17 protein-coding genes and 1 riboswitch are annotated in these 18,611 nt (G+C 65.1%); of the genes, 13 read left to right on the top strand and 4 right to left on the bottom strand.

Going from position 1 to position 18,611, the window contains the following annotated elements:
- Window positions 1-131: 131 nt before the first annotated feature.
- The 3 genes from CUJ91_RS13770 to pepN form a co-directional block, all read right to left on the bottom strand.
- The gene (locus CUJ91_RS13770; RefSeq protein ID WP_044021311.1) at window positions 132-587 is read right to left on the bottom strand and encodes a HigA family addiction module antitoxin; all 456 of its coding nucleotides are present in this window, start codon (window positions 585-587) and stop codon (window positions 132-134) included.
- Window positions 588-603: 16 nt separating this feature from the next.
- Window positions 604-885: a type II toxin-antitoxin system RelE/ParE family toxin gene (locus tag CUJ91_RS13765; protein ID WP_029967972.1), complete on the bottom strand. Its 282-nt coding sequence runs from the start codon at window positions 883-885 to the stop codon at window positions 604-606.
- Between the two features lie 197 nt (window positions 886-1,082).
- A complete protein-coding gene (gene pepN, locus CUJ91_RS13760) occupies window positions 1,083-3,788 on the bottom strand; it encodes an aminopeptidase N (RefSeq protein ID WP_114156391.1) in 2,706 nt (901 codons plus the stop codon).
- Between the two features lie 270 nt (window positions 3,789-4,058).
- Between pepN and CUJ91_RS13755 the strand changes: the two genes are divergently transcribed.
- Window positions 4,059-4,757, top strand: coding sequence for a DUF4136 domain-containing protein (locus tag CUJ91_RS13755; protein ID WP_114156390.1), 699 nt, complete (start codon window positions 4,059-4,061; stop codon window positions 4,755-4,757).
- Between the two features lie 75 nt (window positions 4,758-4,832).
- On the opposite strand, the gene CUJ91_RS13750 is transcribed toward CUJ91_RS13755, so the two are convergent.
- On the bottom strand, window positions 4,833-5,405 hold the full coding sequence (locus CUJ91_RS13750; protein ID WP_006050192.1) for a TMEM165/GDT1 family protein: 573 nt from the start codon (window positions 5,403-5,405) through the stop codon (window positions 4,833-4,835).
- A 10-nt stretch (window positions 5,406-5,415) separates the two neighbouring features.
- Window positions 5,416-5,634: riboswitch (yybP-ykoY riboswitch) on the bottom strand.
- A gap of 522 nt (window positions 5,635-6,156) precedes the next feature.
- On the opposite strand from CUJ91_RS13750, the gene CUJ91_RS13745 reads away from it, so the two are divergent.
- The 12 genes from CUJ91_RS13745 to CUJ91_RS13690 are packed head-to-tail and all read left to right on the top strand — an operon-like array spanning window position 6,157 to window position 18,610.
- Entirely contained in the window at window positions 6,157-6,858 is a 702-nt protein-coding gene (locus tag CUJ91_RS13745) for a beta-ketoacyl synthase chain length factor (RefSeq protein ID WP_006050193.1), read from the top strand.
- Complete coding sequence (locus CUJ91_RS13740) at window positions 6,842-7,636, top strand: lysophospholipid acyltransferase family protein (protein WP_114156389.1); 795 nt, start codon at window positions 6,842-6,844, stop codon at window positions 7,634-7,636. The genes CUJ91_RS13745 and CUJ91_RS13740 overlap by 17 nt, the downstream gene beginning before the upstream one ends.
- A complete protein-coding gene (locus tag CUJ91_RS13735) occupies window positions 7,611-7,910 on the top strand; it encodes a phosphopantetheine-binding protein (RefSeq protein ID WP_006050195.1) in 300 nt (99 codons plus the stop codon). The genes CUJ91_RS13740 and CUJ91_RS13735 overlap by 26 nt, the downstream gene beginning before the upstream one ends.
- A complete protein-coding gene (locus CUJ91_RS13730; protein WP_006050196.1) occupies window positions 7,907-8,164 on the top strand; it encodes an acyl carrier protein in 258 nt (85 codons plus the stop codon). Before CUJ91_RS13735 ends, CUJ91_RS13730 begins: the two co-directional genes overlap by 4 nt.
- Window positions 8,164-8,826 carry a COG4648 family protein gene (locus CUJ91_RS13725; protein WP_053858623.1) on the top strand — a complete coding sequence of 221 codons (663 nt, stop codon included), beginning with the start codon at window positions 8,164-8,166 and terminating at the stop codon, window positions 8,824-8,826. The genes CUJ91_RS13730 and CUJ91_RS13725 overlap by 1 nt, the downstream gene beginning before the upstream one ends.
- Window positions 8,826-10,532 (top strand): ApeI family dehydratase, encoded by a 1,707-nt coding sequence (locus tag CUJ91_RS13720; RefSeq protein ID WP_114156388.1) that lies wholly within the window; start codon window positions 8,826-8,828, stop codon window positions 10,530-10,532. The genes CUJ91_RS13725 and CUJ91_RS13720 overlap by 1 nt, the downstream gene beginning before the upstream one ends.
- Complete coding sequence (locus CUJ91_RS13715; protein WP_114156387.1) at window positions 10,532-12,256, top strand: glycosyltransferase family 2 protein; 1,725 nt, start codon at window positions 10,532-10,534, stop codon at window positions 12,254-12,256. Before CUJ91_RS13720 ends, CUJ91_RS13715 begins: the two co-directional genes overlap by 1 nt.
- The gene (locus tag CUJ91_RS13710) at window positions 12,243-13,856 is read left to right on the top strand and encodes an HAL/PAL/TAL family ammonia-lyase (protein ID WP_114156386.1); all 1,614 of its coding nucleotides are present in this window, start codon (window positions 12,243-12,245) and stop codon (window positions 13,854-13,856) included. Before CUJ91_RS13715 ends, CUJ91_RS13710 begins: the two co-directional genes overlap by 14 nt.
- Entirely contained in the window at window positions 13,853-14,284 is a 432-nt protein-coding gene (locus tag CUJ91_RS13705) for an acyl-CoA thioesterase (protein ID WP_114156385.1), read from the top strand. Before CUJ91_RS13710 ends, CUJ91_RS13705 begins: the two co-directional genes overlap by 4 nt.
- Window positions 14,272-14,952 carry a LolA family protein gene (locus CUJ91_RS13700; RefSeq protein ID WP_114156384.1) on the top strand — a complete coding sequence of 227 codons (681 nt, stop codon included), beginning with the start codon at window positions 14,272-14,274 and terminating at the stop codon, window positions 14,950-14,952. Before CUJ91_RS13705 ends, CUJ91_RS13700 begins: the two co-directional genes overlap by 13 nt.
- Entirely contained in the window at window positions 14,952-17,417 is a 2,466-nt protein-coding gene (locus tag CUJ91_RS13695) for an MMPL family transporter (RefSeq protein WP_114156383.1), read from the top strand. The genes CUJ91_RS13700 and CUJ91_RS13695 overlap by 1 nt, the downstream gene beginning before the upstream one ends.
- A complete protein-coding gene (locus tag CUJ91_RS13690) occupies window positions 17,414-18,610 on the top strand; it encodes a beta-ketoacyl-[acyl-carrier-protein] synthase family protein (RefSeq protein ID WP_114156382.1) in 1,197 nt (398 codons plus the stop codon). The genes CUJ91_RS13695 and CUJ91_RS13690 overlap by 4 nt, the downstream gene beginning before the upstream one ends.
- Window position 18,611 lies beyond the last annotated feature (1 nt).

Genomic DNA, 18,611 nt, shown 5'->3' with positions numbered 1-18,611 from the left:
TTTTAACCGCTCGGTGTGTCTGCCCCGTGCTTTTGCTGTGGGCGGAGAGATGAAAAACGCGCGCGACGCGGCCAGTGAGCAGCAACGAGCATAACCGGCGGCCAAAGCACAACCCAAACCACAACCGGCGGTCAGCCTTTGCGCCGGACCTTGCCCGCCGTGGCGCTGCCGCTCACGCTCGCTGCGAGCGCCGCGGCGCGCGCATGTTCCGCGGAAACCTTGGGGAGCTTCGGGCGATCGGCCTTCGGCATGGGTTCGATCTCGCGTTCGATCTGCGCGCCCGCCGCAGCCGTGGCGACGCGCAGGTCGTAGGCGATTTGCAGATTGAGCCAGAACTGCGCGCTCGCGCCGAAGTAGCGCTCGAGCCGCAGCGCGGTGTCAGCCGAGATCGCGCGCTTGCCACGCACCACGTCGTTGATGCGCGGCGCCGGTACGCGCAACGCAAGCGCGAGCGCATTGACGGACATGCCGAGCGGTTCGAGGAATTCGCTGCGCAAAATCTCCCCCGGATGGATTTCCTCGATGCTGTCTCCGGTGTCGATGCCGGAGAAATCGGTGCTGGCCAGATCGGAGCGTTTGATGACCATGTCGGTCTCCCAATAATCAGTGATAGTCGACAATCTCAACATTCAGCGCCTCGCCGTCGATAAAGTGAAAACAGATGCGCCATTGCGCATTGATCCGGATGCTCCACTGCCCGCTGCGCTGCCCCTGCAACGCTTCGAGCCGGTTGCCGGGCGGCGCATGCAAACTATGGACGGTGTCCGCGGCGTCGATCATCAGGAGCTTGCGATACGCGAGCGCCTGGATATGACGCGGCAGCGCATGCACGAACCTGCCCTGAAAAATTCTTGCCGTAGCCTTGTCGCCAAATGTTGTGATCATGGGAATGATATAACGCATCGCGTTAAACGTAAACCGTTAATTGAATGCGTTTACTTTCCGTCAATGCGGCGCTTAAGAACAGTCGGCCAAATGGCTAACGTCGACGTGAACCTGCCACCGGGTCGTCGCAAGGCAAGGGCGAAAAAAAGCCGGCAACGCGTGCCGGCTTTCGGGGTTGAGAACCGCTCAAACGCGCATCATGCGAGCGCCTTCTCGACGATTTCCCGCACGTCGCGCGACTTCACTTGCGACGCCACTTTCTCCAGCGCCGCACGCATGCCTTCGCGCAGCGTCGGCGTGAAGCGGCGCCACAATTCGAGCGAGCGTGCGAGGCGGGCGGCCACTTGCGGATTGATTGCGTCGAGCGCGATCACCTGGTCGGCCCAGAACGCGTAGCCGGAGCCGTCTTGCGCATGGAACTGCGCCGGGTTGGCCGCGCAGAAGCTGAAGATCAGCGAGCGCGCGCGATTCGGATTTTTCAGATTGAAGGCCGGATGCGTCATCAGCTTGCGCACGATTTCGATCACGGGGCGCTGCGCACTGCCGCGCTGCGTGGCCTGCAACGCAAACCACTTGTCGATCACGAGCGGCTCTTTCTCGAAACGCCGGTAGAAGTCGTCGAGCGCATGCTGCGCCTCGGCGCTGCCGCCATTGGCCGCTGCGGCGTTGAGCAGCGCGGACAAGGCCGCGGCGCGGTCGGTCATGTTGTTCGCGGCCTCGTATTGCGCCGACGCGAGCCGCACGGCTTCCGCCGGATCGTCGAGCTCGGTCAGATACGAGAGCGCGAGATTCTTCAGAGCGCGATGTCCGGCCGCGGCCGGCGTGGCTTCGTACGGACCCGCCGTGCGATGCTTCTCGTAAATGCTCAGCCATTCGCCCTTGAGCGCATTCGCGAGACGCTTGCGCACGAACTGCCGCGCCGCATGCACGGCCGCCGGATTCGACTCCGTCATCTGCTCGGCCAGATAGGCCTCCGACGGCAGCATCAGCGCGAGTTCGCGGAACGCCGGCGACAGCGATTCGTCCGTGAGCACGCGTGCGAACGCGGCGACCACCGAGTCGTCGAGTTGCAGTTGCGCGCCGTTCGCCGCCTGTCCGGCGAGCGTCAGCAACTCGCGCGTGGCAAGGCGTTGGCCGGCTTCCCAGCGGTTGAACGGATCGCTGTCGTGCGCGAGCAGGAACGCGAGCTGTTCGGCCGGATAATCGTATTCGACGATCACCGGCGCCGAGAAATTACGCAGCAGCGACGGCAACGGCTCGTCTTCGACATTGACGAACGTGAACGTCTGCTCGGTCTGCGTCAATTCGAGCACGCGCGTGGTCGAGTCGGAAGCGCGCGCTTCGCCTTCGAGTTGCAGCGGCAGATCGTTGCCGTCCTTGCCGATCTGGCCGATGGCGAACGGAATCAGCAGTGGTCCCTTCTGCGTTTCGCGCGCGGCCGGCGCGGCGTCGCCATAACCCTGCGTGAGCGTCACGCTGTAGCGGCGCGCCGCCGCGTCGTAACGGGTGCGCACCGACACGCGCGGCGTGCCCGCCTGGCTGTACCAGCGCTCGAACTGCGCGAGGTCGCGGCCGTTCGCGTCGGCGAGCGCATGACGGAAATCGTCGCACGTCACGGCCTGGCCGTCGTGACGCTTGAAGTACAGGTCCATGCCCTTGCGAAAACCGTCGCGGCCGAACAGCGTCTGATACATCCGCACGACTTCCGAGCCTTTTTCGTAGACGGTCATCGTGTAGAAGTTGTTGATCTCGACGTAGCTTTCCGGGCGCACCGGGTGAGCCATCGGGCCGGCGTCTTCGGCGAACTGCATCTGGCGCAGCACGCGCACGTCTTCGATGCGCTTCGTCGCGCGCGCCGCTTCGTCGCCGCTGCTGGTCAGTCCGGCGGCCATGTCGGCGGAGAATTCCTGATCGCGGAACACGGTCAGCCCTTCCTTCAGGCTCAACTGGAACCAGTCGCGGCAGGTTACGCGGTTGCCGGTCCAGTTATGGAAATACTCGTGGCCGACGACCGCCTCGATGTTCGCGAAGTCCGTGTCGGTCGCCGTTTCCGGGTTCGCCAGCACGTACTTCGTGTTGAAGATATTGAGCCCCTTGTTTTCCATCGCGCCCATGTTGAAGTCGCTCACCGCGACGATCATGAAGCGGTCGAGATCGAGTTCGAGGCCGAAGCGCTGTTCGTCCCAGCGGATGGAATTGATCAGCGAATCCATCGCGTGACGGGTCTTGTCGAGATCATGCGGCTCGACCCACACCTGCAGCAGCTTTTCCTTGCCCGAGCCGGTTTTCACACGCTCTTCGAGCGCAACGAGCTTGCCGGCGACAAGCGCGAACAGATAGCTCGGCTTCCTGAACGGATCTTCCCAGCGCGCGAAATGACGGCCGTCCGGCAGATCGCCTTCCTCGAGCAGATTGCCGTTCGACAGCAGCACCGGATAATCGGCCTTGCTGGCTCGCAGCGTGACCGTGTAGGTCGACATCACGTCCGGCCGGTCGAGGAAATAGGTGATGCGCCGAAAGCCCTCGGCCTCGCACTGCGTGAAGAAGTTTCCGCTCGACACATACAGGCCCGAGAGCGTCGTATTCGCGGCCGGATTGCAGATGCTGGTGAGCGTGAGCTCGAAGCTGTCGGGCACGTTGTCGAGCACCAGCCCGTGCTCGTGCGGATGCGCGTTGGCGAACGGCTGACCGTCGAGCGTCGCGCCGACGAACTCCAGTTGTTCGCCCATCAGTTCGAGATGCGGCGCGCGCGCGGCGTCCGGGTTGCGGCGCACGCGCATCGTGTTCTTCACGACCGTGCGTTCGGGCAGCAGATCGAACTCGAGCGCGACGGTGTCGATCAGAAAAGCGGGCGGCGCATAATCGGCGCGGCGGATCACATTGGGCGTTGCGGTATCGGCCATGGCGTTCTGTAGTGATGGGACTCGAGCGGCCGGCGCACGAAGACACGCGAGCCGGGCTTGTCGAGCCATTGTACAAAGCCTCGGGCAATCGTGCGGCGCGCGCTTTTCAGATAGCCGTTCGGCCGATGCGCGCTCGGACGCCCGCACCGCTCTTGCTCACGCTCAAGCTCCTGCGGCGTGGGAGCGGAAGGGCGCGGAACGGCGCGGCGCGATCGACGGTCATACGTACAATGAAAGACGAACGAACAGAAACGCTTCACGAGGTAGACCATGACAACGAATATCTGGACGCGCCGCGCCATGTTGCTGCTCGCGGCACTGAGCGTGCTGCTGTCCGGCTGCACGACCTACGTGACCACGCAGGTCACCGCGTTCTCCGACTGGAGCGGCAGCGACGCGGCCCGCACCTACGCGTTCACACGCGAGCCCGACCAGCGGAACAATCTCGAGCTGACGACCTATGAGCGCATCGTCGCCAACGAACTCGCCACGCATGCGTTCCGTCAGGTCGACCCTAACGACGCGCGCTATCTCGTCGGGCTCTCGTATGGAATCCGCTCGGACATGGTGACGGTGGCCGAGCCGGTCTACTACAACCCGTGGCCGGCGCCTTACTGGGGCTGGGGCCGTCCGTACGATCCGTGGGGCCCGTGGGGTCCGTTTCCCGCCGGCTACGTGAACCAGAGCTATCCGATCTTCACGCATCTGCTCGGCGTGCGGATCACCGAGCGCGCGACGGGCAAGGAGGTCTACAACGTGACCGCGCGCAACTCGGGCGGCGAGTCGTCGCTGGTGAGAGCCATGCCGTATCTGGCGCGCAGTGCGCTTGCCGACTTCCCGCTCGGCAACGGCGTCGTGCGCACCGTCAAGATTCCGCTCGGCAACAGCGCCGGTGCTTCCAACGAAACGACGGCGCCGGCTGCCGCCGCGTCGCCGGCTGCAGCGTCGGGCGCGAAAGCCGTGCAATGACCGCGACGCAACCGCAAGCGCGATAAAAGCGTGACAAGAGCGCGATCCGGCAAATGCCGGCATCGCGCACCTTCGTCAGAGCCCGCCGCCGAACAGCGCCATCGTTCCGAGAACCACGAACAGCACGGCGGCGATGCCGTGCACGATGCCGGTCGGCAGACGGTGCGCGAAGCGGTCGCCGAGCAGGATCGCCGGGACGTTGGCGATCATCATGCCGAGCGTGGTGCCCGCCACCACGCCGAAGAAGTCGTGAAAGCGCGCGGCGAGCGCAACCGTCGCGATCTGCGTCTTGTCGCCCATTTCCGCGAGGAAGAAGGCCACGACAGTCGCGCCGAACACGCCAAGATGCGTGCGGTTCGTGTTGGCTTCTTCGTCGTCGAGCTTGTCGGGCACGAGAATCCACAAACCCATGCCGATGAATGAAATGGCCAGCGCCCAGCGCATGATGGCCGGCGTGAGCAGCGAGCCGAGCCACGCGCCGAGCGCGCCCGCGCCCGCGTGATTGACGAGCGTCGCGACCAGCACGCCGAGGATGATCGGCATCGGCTTGCGATAACGCGCGGCGAGCACGAGCGACAGCAGCTGCGTCTTGTCGCCGATTTCGGCGAGCGCGACCGCTCCGGTGGAAATGAGGAAAGCGTGGAACACGTGGGTTGGAATCCGCGGGCCGGGAAATGAACGAGCGACGACCCACGACACGCCGGGCCCAATTGCGGCGGGGTGTGGGTCATCGGTCTCGCCAGGCCAGAGGCTGCGGCTGCCATGGCCATGACGGCCAAGTCTGTTGACAGGCGCCCCCGCGAGCGCACGTTGTTGCGAGCCCGGCTAGATGCCGGGCGAACGTGGCGCGGGGCGGCTACTCCCCAATGAGGGACGGATTATAGCAGGCGTCGCCGCGCGGCCGTTCTGCCGGGAGCAGAATTCGCGTGAAATCGGATCGCATGTATTCGACTGCAACAGTCGTCGCAGAAAGTTAATTGAAAGCATTCGCGGGATTCTCTTTGCGAACGCGACCGTCTGACAGTCGAATTCCCAAAAACCTACAGATGTAGGGATATTCCCAGGCCCAGATGGGAAATTTCTGCAAATCGCCATAGCACTCAAATTAGCGTCGTAAACGCGAGACGGATACAGATGGATACGTCTTTTGTGGCTGATTTAATTCAGAATATTCAGTATGATTCCGGCGACTAAGGAAGCCTGAGCCAAACTACACGGCCAATCGTCAATGGCCTAAATAATCGGGCCAAAGTGCCGTTAATTCGCTGAACCCTACAAAAGAAGTCTGGATTGTCCCCCGGCTGGAAATTGCCGGTCCGCGCGGCGCGCATACGCTGTGACGGCTGCGTATTCCGTCAGGCGCTTCAGCCTCTCCTTGCTTCAACGCGCGAACACCGATATGCCCGATCCGCACTGGACCATTCCGGTCGCTCGCTGGTCTAGCTGGCCTGCTGCCACCACCGCCGCACCCGACATCGGTTTTATCGAACCGATCGTGCGGCGGCGTCTCAGCACGCTCTCGAAAGCCGCGCTGAAGGTGGCGCACGATTGCGTCGGGGCCGACGAGGCGCGCGTCGTCTTCGCGTCGCGGCACGGCGAACTGCGCCGCACCACGGAGATTCTGCGCGCCATCAGTTCCGGCGAGCCGGTGTCGCCGACGGCCTTTAGCCTCTCGGTGCTCAATGCGATGACGGGCGTGTTCGGCATCGCGCGCGGCGACCGCTCGGCGGCGAGCGCCATTTCGGCGGGCCCGGAAACGCTCGGTTATGCGCTGCTCGAGGCGTATGCGCAACACGCAACGCAATTGGCGTCACCGGTCCTGCTGGTCTACGCCGACGAACCGGCCGACCCCGCATACGGAACGATCGACGATGAAGTGCAGGGCGGCGCGATCGCGCTGCTCTTGAGTAACGAAACGGCGCTCGGCCATCTGGTCTGTACACAGTCCGCGTCGCCGCGCCTGCACGATTCGGAGCCCGCAGCAACCCGCTTCGCCACGCAAAGCCAGGCGCTGCTGCATTGTCTTGAAACCGGCGAGCCCGCGGCCTGGCAAGGCGCCGGCGTCCTTTGGCAGTGGGAGTGGCATGACCGCGCGGCTTGACTACACGTGGCGATTCTTCGCCACGGGCATGGCTTTCGTCGTGTTCGGCATCTGCGGCGTGCTGTTTTCGGTGCTGGTGTTTCCGCTCGCGTGGCTGTGGCCGCATCGTGCGTCGCGGCAGTTCGCGGTGACGAGCATCATCCACTGGTTTTTCCGCGCGCTCGTCGGCGCGTTGCAGCTGATCGGCGTGATGAAGCTCGAAGTGTCGGGCGGCGAGGCGCTGCGCGCGCGCGGTCCGTCGATCGTGGTGGCCAACCACCCGACCTACCTCGACGTGATGGTGCTGCTTTCGCTCACGCCGCACGCATGCTGCGTCGTGAAAAACGCGCATTGGAGCAACCCGTGTTTCTGGGGCATCGTGCGTTCGGCGGAATACGTGAGCAACGCCGATCCCGCGGAGCTCGTCGAAGCAGGCGCAAGGCAGCTCGCGGCAGGCTATACGATGATCATTTTTCCCGAAGGCACGCGCAGTCCCGCGCGCAACCGGCTGCATGCGTTTTCGCGCGGCTTCGCGCACATGGCGCTGAAGGTGGACGCGCCGATCGTGCCGGTGCTGATGGATTGCGATCCGCCCGCGTTCACGAAACAGATGCGCTGGTACGACGTGCCGGCGCGAGCGTTCCGCATGCGCGTGAACGTGCTGGAGCCGCTCGGCGTCGAGCGGCTCGCGGCAGACGACACAACACCGGCTCTCGCTGCGCGCAGCGTGACGAGCGCCGTCGAAGCACACATTACCCGGCACCTGCTCGATTATGGATTCTTTAAAACTGGAAATTAAGCAGCTTCTGATCGAGGCACTCGATCTGGAAGACCTGAGCCCCGCCGATATCGACGACGACGCACCGTTGTTCGATACCGACGGTATCGGTCTCGATTCGATCGACGCACTGGAAATCGGCATCGTGCTGCGCAAACAATATCAATTGACCATTGCGGCAAACGACGACCGCACGCGCGAGCACTTTCGCTCCATCAGCACGCTGGCCGCGCTGGTGGCAAGTCAGCGCGAAGCGGCGCACGCCGCGAACGAAACCAACAGCAAAGGGGAATGACCGTGTCCGAGGCAGAGATTCTTGAACGCATCCGCGCCATCTTTAAAGAGAACTTCGCAATCGAGCCCGAGCGCGTGACGCCCGACGCGCATCTGTTCGAAGACCTCGATCTGGACAGCATCGACGCGGTCGATCTCGCTATCAAGCTCCAGGAGATGACCGGGCGCCGCATCAAGCCGGAAGAGTTCAAATCGGTGCGCACGGTCGGCGACGTGATCGGCGCGGTCGAATCGCTGCTGGCGGCTCAAGGCTGATGCCGGCAGTGCGTTCGCGCACACGGGCGGCCGATCAGCCCGCCGCAAGCGCTTCGTCCGCGGCTGAACGCCATTGGCTGAAGGCGGTCGTGCAAGTGCTGGTGAAGCTCGCGTATCCCGCGTTGATTCTGTGCGCATGGCGTTGGGACACGCCGCGTTACGTCGGCTGCATGCTGTTTGCGATTCTGTGGCTGCAGCGCTGGGCAGGCAGCGGTCCGGTCGCGACTTCGCTGCGGCGTCTTTCCGCCATCGACTGGACCGTGGTCGGCTTGCTGAGCTGCGCGTCGGCGGCCATCGTGCTCACCAACAGCGAGCTGCTGTTGCGCCTCTATCCGTCGCTCGTCAATCTCGGGCTCCTGATCGCGTTCGGCGCGACGCTCGTGCGCGGTCCGTCGATGATCGAAAAATTCGCGCGCCTCGGCAAACCGGATTTGCCGCCGGGCGCAGTGCGCCACACGCGGCGCGTCACTCAGGTGTGGTGTGTGTTCTTTCTACTGAACGGTGCTTTTTCCGCGTATACCGCGCTCTACTGGAGCCGCGCAAGCTGGTCGCTGTATAACGGCGCGATTGCTTATCTGCTGATCGGTGTGCTGCTGATCGCCGAGGTCGTGTGGCGCTATCTCGTCGTGCTGCCGCGAGCCGCGCGTTCGGAGGCGGCGTGATGATCGCGTTGCACGACCTGTTGTCCGTTCCGCTCGATGCCGCCGCTTCACGCGTTGCCGTTTGCCGCGATCGCACGGCGCTGCTCGATCGCGCCGCGTTTCGCGCGCGCGTCGCGGCGCTCGTTGCGCTGATGCAATCGCAAGCGGCGCAACGCTATGCACTGTGTATCGACGATCCGTTCGATTTCGCGTGCGCGTTGTTCGCGCTCTTCGCGTGCGGCAAGGAGCCGGTGATTCCGGCGAACGCGACGCCCGGCTATCTTGCCGATCTCGCCGACGCGTACGACGTCGTGCTGACCGACGCGACGCTGCAGTTGCATGTGCAAGCCGATGCGCAAGCCGAGGCAGCCGCGTCCGCGCTCGACAAAAACATCGACCCCCAAGCGCCGCTCACGCTCTACACCTCGGGCAGCAGCGGCCGTCCGAAGCCGATCCGCAAAACGCTCGCGCAGTTCAACGCCGAAGTGCACACGCTCGAGAAGCAGTGGGGCGCGCTCGTCGGCGACGCAACCATGCTCGCGAGCGTGCCGCATCACCATATCTACGGTCTGCTGTTTCGCGTGATGTGGCCGCTTGCCGCCGGCCGCGCATTCGATCGCGAGATCAGCATCGAACCGCTGCATCTGCAAACGCAGATCGCGCAATGCGGCGCGGCCGTGATCGTATCGACGCCCGCGCAGTTGTCGCGCTGGCCCGCGCTGCCAGGCTTCGCCGCATTGACGCCCGCGCCGCGCGCGGTTTTTTCGTCGGGCGGTCCGCTCGCGCTCGAAGCCGCGCAGCAATATGCGGCGGCTTACGGCGCCGCGCCGCTCGAAATCTACGGCAGCACGGAAACGGGCGGCATTGCATGGCGTCGTCAGGACGAGACCGATGCATGGCAAGCGACGACCGGCATCGAAGTGCGTTGCGACGAAGACGGTGCGCTCAACGTGCGCTCGCCGCATCTCGACCATAGCGGCTGGCATCGCACCGACGACAAGATCACGTTCGACGCGCAAGGCCGTTTCCGTTTGCAGGGCCGTCTCGATCGCGTGCTGAAGCTCGACGGCAAGCGTGTGTCGCTGCCGGAACTCGAAGCGCGTCTCGCGCTGCATCCGTATGTGATGCAAGCGGCAATTGCGCCGCTCGAAGGCGGCGCGCGTGAGCGCGTCGGCGCGGTCGTCGCGTTGACGGGAGCGGGCAACGACGCGTTGCGCGACGAAGGCCGCGTGGTCCTCGCGCAAAACCTGCGCCGCCATCTCGCCGATTACTTCGACGCGGTCGTGTTGCCGCGCCATTGGCGCTTTCGTCTCGCGTTGCCGTTCGACGCACGCGGCAAGCTGCCGGTGTCCGCGGTTGCTGCGGCGTTCGAGCCGCGCGCCGAAGGTTTCGAGCTGCTTGCCGAAGCGCGCGCCGGCGACACGCTGCACTACGAACTGCGCGTGCCGCCCACGCTGATTCATTTCGCCGGCCATTTTCCCGGACTGCCGATTCTGCCGGGCGTCGTGCAAGTCGATTGGGCGGTGCGTCTGGCCGCCGAACAACTGCCGTGCGCGCACAGCGTCGCGTCCGTCGACCGGTTGAAGTTCATGGCGCCGGTGTCGCCGGGCTCGGTGTTGAAGCTGACGCTCGCGCACGATAGCGCGCGTCAGCGCGTGCAGTTTGCGTACCGCGTGAACGAGCGCGATTGCGCATCGGGCGTGATCGTTTATCGGGAGAGCGCGTGATGAATTTCGCTCCCTGCATCGTGATCCCGATCTACAACCACAAGGACGCGATCGGCGCGACCGTCGCGCATCTCGCGGTGCACGGCTTGCCGATTTTCATCGTCGACGACGGTAGCGACGAAGCCACTCAACAGGTGCTCGCCGAGCTTGCGCAGCAATACGTGCAGCAAGTCTCGCTGCTGCGTCTGCCGGTCAACGGCGGCAAAGGCGCGGCGGTGATGGCGGGCCTGGGCGCCGCGCGCGACGCGAAGTACACGCACGCGTTGCAGATCGACGCGGACGGCCAGCACGACGCCAATGACGTGCCGCGTTTCATCGAAGCCGCGCGCGCCGAACCCGGCGCAGTCATTCTGGGCCGTCCGGTGTATGACGAGAGCGTGCCGAAAGCGCGACTCTACGGCCGTTATCTGACGCATGTGTGGGTGTGGATCGAAACGCTGTCGCTCACCATCCGCGATTCGATGTGCGGCTTTCGCCTCTATCCGCTTGCGCTCGCGTGCGAGTTGATCGACAGCGTGCAGTTACCCACGCGGATGGACTTCGACATCGAGATTCTGGTGCGCCTGTATTGGCGGCGCGCCGCGTTTCGCGCGATTCCCACGCGCGTCACGTATGCGAGCGACGGCGTCTCGCATTTCGACGTGCTGTGGGACAACGTGCGCATCAGCCGCAGTCATACGCGGCTCGTGTGCGGCATGCTGCTGCGTCTGCCGATGCTCGTCGCGCACAAGTTCATGCCGCGCCGCGCCGTGCTCGCGGACGTGCAAAGCGAGGCGAACGCGCAGGACTGGTGGCGTATCGCCGAGCGCGGCAGTCATCTCGGCATGTCGTTGCTCGCGCTTAGTTGCAAACTGTTCGGCCGACGTTTCACCGCGCTATGGCTGCATCCGATCGTCGCGTATTTTCTGCTGACGGGACGTGCCGCGCGCGAGGCCTCGGCCAATTACTTCACGCGTTTGCGTGAGGCCGCGCCGCATGGCGAGACGCCGCGACCCGGCTGGCTGTCCGCGTATCGACACATGCTGGCGTTCGCGCAATCGGGCTTCGACAAGCTCGCCGCGTGGTCCGGCCGCGTCAACAATGCCGACGTCAAGTTCGAAGATCCTTCGGCTTTCGAAGCATTGGTCGCGAGCGGCAAGGGCGCGCTCGTGATCGGCGCGCATCTCGGCAATCTGGAGATGACGCGTGCGCTCGCCGCGCAGGGCGCCTACGCGAAAGTCACGGCCGTCGTCTACACGGAACATGCGCGGCGCTTCAATAGCGTGCTCGCGTCGGCGAACAGCGAGTTCGCGCGTCATCTGCTCGAAGTCGCGGACTTCGGGCCTGAAACGGCGATGCTGATGCAGCAGCGTGTCGACGCCGGCGAACTGCTCGTGATCGTCGGCGACCGCGTGCCCGCGCACGAAGCGGGCCGCACCACCCAGGCGCGCTTTCTCGGCGCCGATGCGCCCTTCGCGCAGGGCCCCTACGTGCTCGCGCATGCGCTCGGCTGTCCCGTGTATCTCTTCTTCTGCCTGAAAGAGCAGGGCGGTTATCGTCTTTACTTCGAGCCGTTCGCGGAGCGCATCGAGTTGCCGCGGCGCGAACGCACGCAGCATCTCGCGGCGTGGGCGCAGCGTTATGCCGCGCGTCTCGAACACTATTGCCGCAAGGCACCTTATCAATGGTTCAACTTCTTCGATTTCTGGGCCAGCCCCAAGCGAGGCGCGAATGGCCGAACATGATCTGATCGACGCGCCGGATGCCGGCGTGCAAGCGGTTTCAAATCGCGGCGGCAACGCGGCTCCGGTGGTGATCGGCGCACGCAAGCTGACTATTGAGGACGTCGTCGCGATCGCGCAGCATCGCGCGCCGGTCGCATTGAATACGGACCCCGAGTGGCGCGCGCGCATTCAACGCGGCGCGGATTTCTTGCGCCGCCATCTCGCGGCGGGCGCGACGGTGTACGGCGTCAACACCGGTTACGGCGACGCCTGCGTGGTCGATGTGCCGATGGAACTCGTCGAAGCGTTGCCGCTGCAACTCACGCGTTATCACGGCTGCGGCATGGGCCGGTATCTCGACGACGGCGAGACGCTTGCCGTCATCGCCGCGCGTCTGAACTCGCTCGCGTATGGTTTTTCGGGCGTGCGCCCCGTGCTGCTCGAACGTCTCGCGGACCTCGTCAATCATCGCGTGTTGCCGCGCATTCCGGCTGAAGGCTCGGTTGGCGCGAGCGGCGATCTCACGCCGCTTTCGTATGTCGCCGCCGCACTCGCGGGCGAACGCGAAGTCATGTTCGAAGGACGCCTGCGCGACGTGCGCGAAGTGTGGAGCGAACTCGGACACACGCCGCTCACGCTCGCGCCCAAAGAGGGCCTCGCGCTGATGAACGGCACGGCGGTGATGACCGGACTCGCGTGCCTCGCGTTCGCGCGCGCCGACCATCTGACGCGGCTCGCCGCGCGCCTGACCGCGCTGTGCACCGTCGCGCTCGACGGCCGCGCCGCGCATTTCGACGCGACGCTCTTCGAAGTGAAGCCGCATGCGGGCCAGGCCGAAGCCGCCGCCTGGATTCGCGCCGATCTCGAAGGACGCGACGATACGCCGGGTCACCGCTTGCAGGACCGCTATTCGATTCGCTGCGCGCCGCACGTGATCGGCGTCGCGCGCGATGCGCTGAGCTGGGTGCGCCGCGACATCGAAAACGAATTGAACAGCGCGAACGACAACCCGCTGATCGACCCCGACAACGAACGTGTTTTGCATGGCGGAAACTTTTACGGCGGCCATATTGCGTTCGCGATGGACTCGCTAAAAGTGGCGGTCGCCAATCTCGCCGACCTGATGGACCGGCAACTGGCACTGCTCGTCGACGTGAACTTCAACAACGGTTTGCCGCGTAACCTGAGCGGCGCCACGCCCGCGCGTGCGGCCATCAATCACGGCTTCAAGGCCGTGCAGATTTCGTCGTCCGCGTGGACGGCCGAGGCGCTGAAGAACACGATGCCCGCCAGCGTGTTTTCGCGTTCGACCGAAGCTCACAATCAGGACAAGGTCAGCATGGGCACGATCGCCGCGCGCGACTGCCTGCGTGTGCTCGAATTGACCGAGCAGGTCGCGGCCGCGCATACGCTTGCCACCGTGCAGGCGGCGCGTTTGCGCCTGCGAATCGACAGCGCGACGCCGGTGCCCGTGCCGTTGCAAACGTTCGTGGAAAACGTCGGCGCACAATCGCCTTTCGTCGACGATGACCGCGCGCTCGAATCCGATCTGCGCGCACTGACCGCGCGCATCGCCGCCTGCGCGTTGCTGCACGACTATCGCGGAGGCTCAGAAGCATGAGCGCGGCCCGCAAGGTATTGAGCGCGAGCGCGGCGGTCGAAGTGCCGTTCCACGACGTCGACGCGATGAACGTGTGCTGGCACGGCCATTATCTGAAGTACTTCGAGATCGGCCGTGCGGCGCTGTTGCGCGCGTTCGATTACGACTACCGCGAAATGCAGGCGTCGGGTTATCTGTGGCCGATTGTCGAAGCGCACTTGAAGTACGTGCGTCCGGCAACCTACGGCCAGAAACTCGACGTGCGCACGCAACTGCTCGAACACGAAAACCGCCTGAAAATAGGCTATGAAATCGTCGATTGCGCGTCGGGCACGCGGCTCACGAAGGGCTACACGATTCAGGTGGCTGTCGATGCCGCGACGCAGGAATTGCAATTCGTGTCGCCGCCCGTCGTCTTCGAAAAACTGGAGCGCGTATGGGCAGCATGAATTGCTACGGGCGACTAAGCAAAGCGCTATGCAACGCGCTATGCGCTCTCGCGCTTTCGGGCGCGTTGAGCGTGGCCGTATCGCCGGCTTCGGCAGCATCCGCGGACGGCAACCCCGCACTCGTCTCGCAGATCGCATCGCACCTTGCCGCGGCCAAGGGCGTGCGCGCGCAGTTCACGCAAACGCAGACGCTCGCCGCGATGAAGCAGCCGCTCGTCAGCACCGGCTCGCTGCTGTTCGTGCGCGAGGGCGGCGTGATCTGGCAGATCGCGACGCCGTACAAAGCCACGTATGTGATTACCGATGCAGGCGTCGCCGAAGTCAACGCCAACGGTCAGCGTGTCACCACGCACAGCGCGCAGGGCACGCGCGGCGTCGCGCAAGTCTCGAAGATGATGCGCGCGATGCTCGGCGGCGATCTGTCCGCGCTGTATTCGCAATTCGACGTAGAGGCCGAAGGCAGCGCCGCGCACTGGCGCATGCAGCTCACGCCGAACCAGCCGCAAATCGCGCAGTCCATCAAAGGCTTGCAGATGAGCGGCGGCGATTATCTGCAGAGCTTGCGCATCGCGCTCGCCAACGGCGATACGACGCAACTCGAGTTCAGTAAAAGCGAGGCGGTGAGCGAACTCGCGCCGACCGAACGCAGCCTGTTCGGGACGCCGTAATGGATTTGCTGCGACACCGGTCCGCGAGACAGACATGGGGCGTGCGCGCCGCGTGGCTCGCGCTCGCGCTCGTCGCGGCGCTGTATTGCGGCTGGCGGTTCGCGGGACCGTCGCCGCTGCAGACCAATTTGCTCGCGCTGTTGCCCGCGACCGAAGCGGACCCCGTCGCGGAAAAAGCCGTCGATATGCTCGCGAGCGCGCTCGGCGACCGCACCGTTTTTCTCGTCACGAGCCACGACGACGCGCACGCGAAAGCGGCGGCGAAACAGCTCGGCGCATCGCTGCGGGCAAGCGGCGCGTTCGCTTCGGTGACGGCGGAATTGCCGCCGTTCGATCTGTCGCAAATCGCGGCGCTGTATATGCCGTATCGCTTCGGCTTGCTGACGCCTGCCGATCGTGCGGCAATTGCCGGCGCGAACGCAGCGGATTCGACGCTGCGCGATGCGCTGGCTCAGCGCATCTACAGTCCGCTGCGCGGCGGGCTCACCACCTCGCTATCGGACGATCCGTTCGGCTGGCTCGAACATTGGCTCGGCAATCTGCCGCTTGCCACGTCGAACCTCGAACTCGAGGACGGGCTGCTCGTCTCGCATCGAGACAATGCGACAAGCGTGCTGATCGTCGCGACGCTGCCCGGCTCGGCCTATGAAACGAAGACGCAGCACGCGGTGCTCGGCGCGTTGGCGCAAGGCGAAAGCGCGCTGAAGCACGCGTTCCCCGACGTGTCGGTGGCGCGCACCGGCGCCGTGTTCTACGCCGAATCGGCGCGCAGCGCATCGGAGCGCGAAGTGCACGCGATCGGCATTGCGTCGCTCGTCGGCATTGCGTTGCTGATGATGTGGGTCTTCCGCTCGCCGCGCCTGCTGCTGCTCGGTTTCGTCTCGACCGCGCTCGGCATTGTCTGCGCGCTTGCGGTCACGTTGCTCGTATTCGGCAAGCTGCATCTGCTGACGCTCGTGTTCGGCGCGAGCCTGATCGGCGAAGCCGTCGATTATTCGATTCAGTATTTCGTCGTCTATCTCGGCGCGGGGCGAGACTGGGATGCGCGGCGCGGCGCACGCGCGGTGCGTCCCGCGTTGAGCGTCGCGCTGGCCACAAGCCTGCTCGGCTACGCGATCCTGACATGGGTGCCGTTTCCCGCGCTCAAGCAGATCGCGTGCTTTGCAATGGCGGGCATCGTGACGGCGTTCGCTTCGGTGATGTGGCTGTTGCCGGCGTTGCTGCCGCACGCGCCGAAGCGCAGCCCGCGGCGTCTGTTCGAACGCGCCGCGCGCCTGCTCGGCGTGTGGCATCGCATGATCGGCGGCAAGCGCGCGTGGTTCGTCGCCGCGCTGCTGCTGATTGCCGCAATTCCTGGCTGGCTGCGCCTCACGAGCGACGACGACATCCATCTGCTGATCCAGCGCGATGCGTCGCTGGTCGCGCAGGAAGACAAGGTGCGCGAAGCGGTCGGCGTGGATAACAGCGCGCAGTTTTTCGTCGTGCGCGGCGAGACGGCGGACGTCGTGTTGCAGCGGGCCGAAGCGCTCGGCGCGAAACTCGACGCGTTGAACGGCACGGCGGACAAGACGGGCGGTTATCAGTCGGTTGCGCAATTCGTGCCGTCCGCGCGTCGGCAGAATGAAGACCGTGCGTTGCTCGCGCAACATCTGTTCAACGACCCGGCCGCATTGCGCGCGACGCTGCTGCAAGCAGGCTTCAAAGACGAAGTCGCCGATGCGTGGATCGCCGCTCAAGCGAAGCCGCAAGCGCTGTTGAGTATCGACTCATGGCTCGCCGCGCCGTGGTCGCAACCGTATCGGCATTTGTGGCTCGGTCAGGTCGACGCGGCGAGCCATGCGTATGCGGCCGTCGTGATTCCGCAAGGCGTGACGCCGCGCAACGAGCCCGCGTTGATCGCCATCGCGCAGGCGCTGCCGGGTGTCGCGTTCGTCGACAAAGCCGCGAGCGTGTCGAAGCTGTTCGGCGCGTATCGCGTGGATAGCGGCTGGTGGCTCGGCGGCGCGCTGACGCTCGTTCTGGTTCTGCTGATCGTGCGTTACGCTGCGCGGCGCGCTGTGTCACCGAATGCAGGCGGCGCAGTCTCTCTGCTTGAGCGCGTGCGCGGCGGCGTCGCGGTGACGTTGCCGGTGCTGCTCGCTGTCGGCGTCACGCTCGCCGCATTCGGTTATGCGCGGGTGCCGCTGAATCTGTTCAACTGGCTTGCGCTGATGCTCGTGCTCGGCGTGGGCGCAAACTACGCGGTGTTTCTGCGCGAAGGATGCCTGCGCGCGGACGCCGATCTCGGCGCGGTGTGGACCGGCGTGCTGTTGTCGGCGGCGACCACGCTGCTGTCGTTCGGCATGCTCGGCATGAGCGCGATGCCCGCGTTGAAGAGCTTCGGCGCGACGCTCGCGCTCGGCATCGCGGTATCGGTGCTGCTTGCGCCGATCGGCATGCCATCGGAAACAAGGAGGGCCGCATGAAAGCGCCATCAGTTTATTTGCACGCGCTCGGCATGATCAACGCGCTCGGCGGCGACCTCGACAGCATCGTGCCGGCGCTCGCGGCTTGCGACGCGCGCGGCATGGCAAGCATGCACACCGGTATCGGCGACGCGTTTGTCGGCAGCGTCGTGACGCCGCTCGAACTCGCGCCGTCCGCGGATCTTGCGCGCTACGACTGCCGTAACAACCGCTTGCTGCTCGCGGCGCTTGCGCAGATCGCGCCTGCCGTCGACGCAGCGCGCGAGCGCTATGGCGCGCATCGAATCGGCGTGGTGCTCGGCACGAGCACGTCGGGCATCGAAGCGGCCGAAGCCGCGTTCGTCTATCAGGCACAAGCGGGCGCGCTGCCGTCGAGCTTCAATTACCGGCAGATGGAGATCGGCACGGCCGCGCCGTTCGCGGCCGCGGCGCTCGGGGTGAAAGGGCCGGCGTATACGATCTCGACCGCCTGCACGTCGAGCGCGAAGGCGTTCGCATCGGCGCGGCGCTTGTTGCAGTTGCAACTATGCGACGCGGTCGTGGTGGGCGGCGTCGATTCGTTATGCGAGCTCACGGTGCAAGGCTTTGCGTCGCTCGAATCGACGAGCAGCGCGCGCAGCAATCCGATGAGCCGCAATCGCTGCGGCATCAATGTCGGCGAAGGCGCAGCCGTGTTCCTGATGAGCCGCGACGAAGCGGCGGTGCGTCTTGCGGGCGTCGGCGAATCGAGCGACGCGCATCACATTTCGTCGCCCGATCCGCAAGGCGTGGGCGGCGAACTCGCGTTGCGCGAGGCGCTGGCCGATGCGGGCATTGCGCCGTCGTCTATCGGCTATGTGAATCTGCACGCCACGGCGACGCGCAAGAACGACGAGATGGAAGCGAGCCTGATGTCGCGCGTCTTTCCCGAAGGTGTCGCGACGAGCGGCACAAAGCCGCTGACCGGTCATCAACTGGGCGCCGCGGGCGCGACGGAGCTTGGCTTCGTGTGGCTCACGCTCGCGCGTCAGGACGTTGCGCTGCCGCGCCATCTGTGGGACGGCGAGGCCGACCCGGCCCTGCCCGCGCTCGACCTCGTGGAAACCGAACGTTTCTTGCCGCGCGAGGCGGCCACGCAGGGAGCCACCCGATACGCGATGAGCAACTCGTTTGCATTCGGCGGCAGCAACGTCAGCCTGATTCTTGCAGGATGAG

It is taken from the genome of Paraburkholderia graminis (assembly GCF_003330785.1).
In the GTDB taxonomy this organism is placed as follows: domain Bacteria; phylum Pseudomonadota; class Gammaproteobacteria; order Burkholderiales; family Burkholderiaceae; genus Paraburkholderia; species Paraburkholderia graminis.
This window is presented reverse-complemented; position numbering and strand designations above follow the sequence as displayed.

Bases quoted from the DNA above. Each gene is read 5' to 3' on its own strand.
- CUJ91_RS13770 (WP_044021311.1), bottom strand. From the start codon at position 587: ATGGTCATCAAACGCTCCGATCTGGCCAGCACCGATTTCTCCGGCATC.
- CUJ91_RS13765 (WP_029967972.1), bottom strand. From the start codon at position 885: ATGATCACAACATTTGGCGACAAGGCTACGGCAAGAATTTTTCAGGGC.
- pepN (WP_114156391.1), bottom strand. From the start codon at position 3,788: ATGGCCGATACCGCAACGCCCAATGTGATCCGCCGCGCCGATTATGCG.
- CUJ91_RS13755 (WP_114156390.1), top strand. From the start codon at position 4,059: ATGACAACGAATATCTGGACGCGCCGCGCCATGTTGCTGCTCGCGGCA.
- CUJ91_RS13745 (WP_006050193.1), top strand. From the start codon at position 6,157: ATGCCCGATCCGCACTGGACCATTCCGGTCGCTCGCTGGTCTAGCTGG.
- CUJ91_RS13740 (WP_114156389.1), top strand. From the start codon at position 6,842: ATGACCGCGCGGCTTGACTACACGTGGCGATTCTTCGCCACGGGCATG.
- CUJ91_RS13735 (WP_006050195.1), top strand. From the start codon at position 7,611: ATGGATTCTTTAAAACTGGAAATTAAGCAGCTTCTGATCGAGGCACTC.
- CUJ91_RS13730 (WP_006050196.1), top strand. From the start codon at position 7,907: ATGACCGTGTCCGAGGCAGAGATTCTTGAACGCATCCGCGCCATCTTT.
- CUJ91_RS13725 (WP_053858623.1), top strand. From the start codon at position 8,164: ATGCCGGCAGTGCGTTCGCGCACACGGGCGGCCGATCAGCCCGCCGCA.
- CUJ91_RS13720 (WP_114156388.1), top strand. From the start codon at position 8,826: ATGATCGCGTTGCACGACCTGTTGTCCGTTCCGCTCGATGCCGCCGCT.
- CUJ91_RS13715 (WP_114156387.1), top strand. From the start codon at position 10,532: ATGAATTTCGCTCCCTGCATCGTGATCCCGATCTACAACCACAAGGAC.
- CUJ91_RS13710 (WP_114156386.1), top strand. From the start codon at position 12,243: ATGGCCGAACATGATCTGATCGACGCGCCGGATGCCGGCGTGCAAGCG.
- CUJ91_RS13705 (WP_114156385.1), top strand. From the start codon at position 13,853: ATGAGCGCGGCCCGCAAGGTATTGAGCGCGAGCGCGGCGGTCGAAGTG.
- CUJ91_RS13700 (WP_114156384.1), top strand. From the start codon at position 14,272: ATGGGCAGCATGAATTGCTACGGGCGACTAAGCAAAGCGCTATGCAAC.
- CUJ91_RS13695 (WP_114156383.1), top strand. From the start codon at position 14,952: ATGGATTTGCTGCGACACCGGTCCGCGAGACAGACATGGGGCGTGCGC.
- CUJ91_RS13690 (WP_114156382.1), top strand. From the start codon at position 17,414: ATGAAAGCGCCATCAGTTTATTTGCACGCGCTCGGCATGATCAACGCG.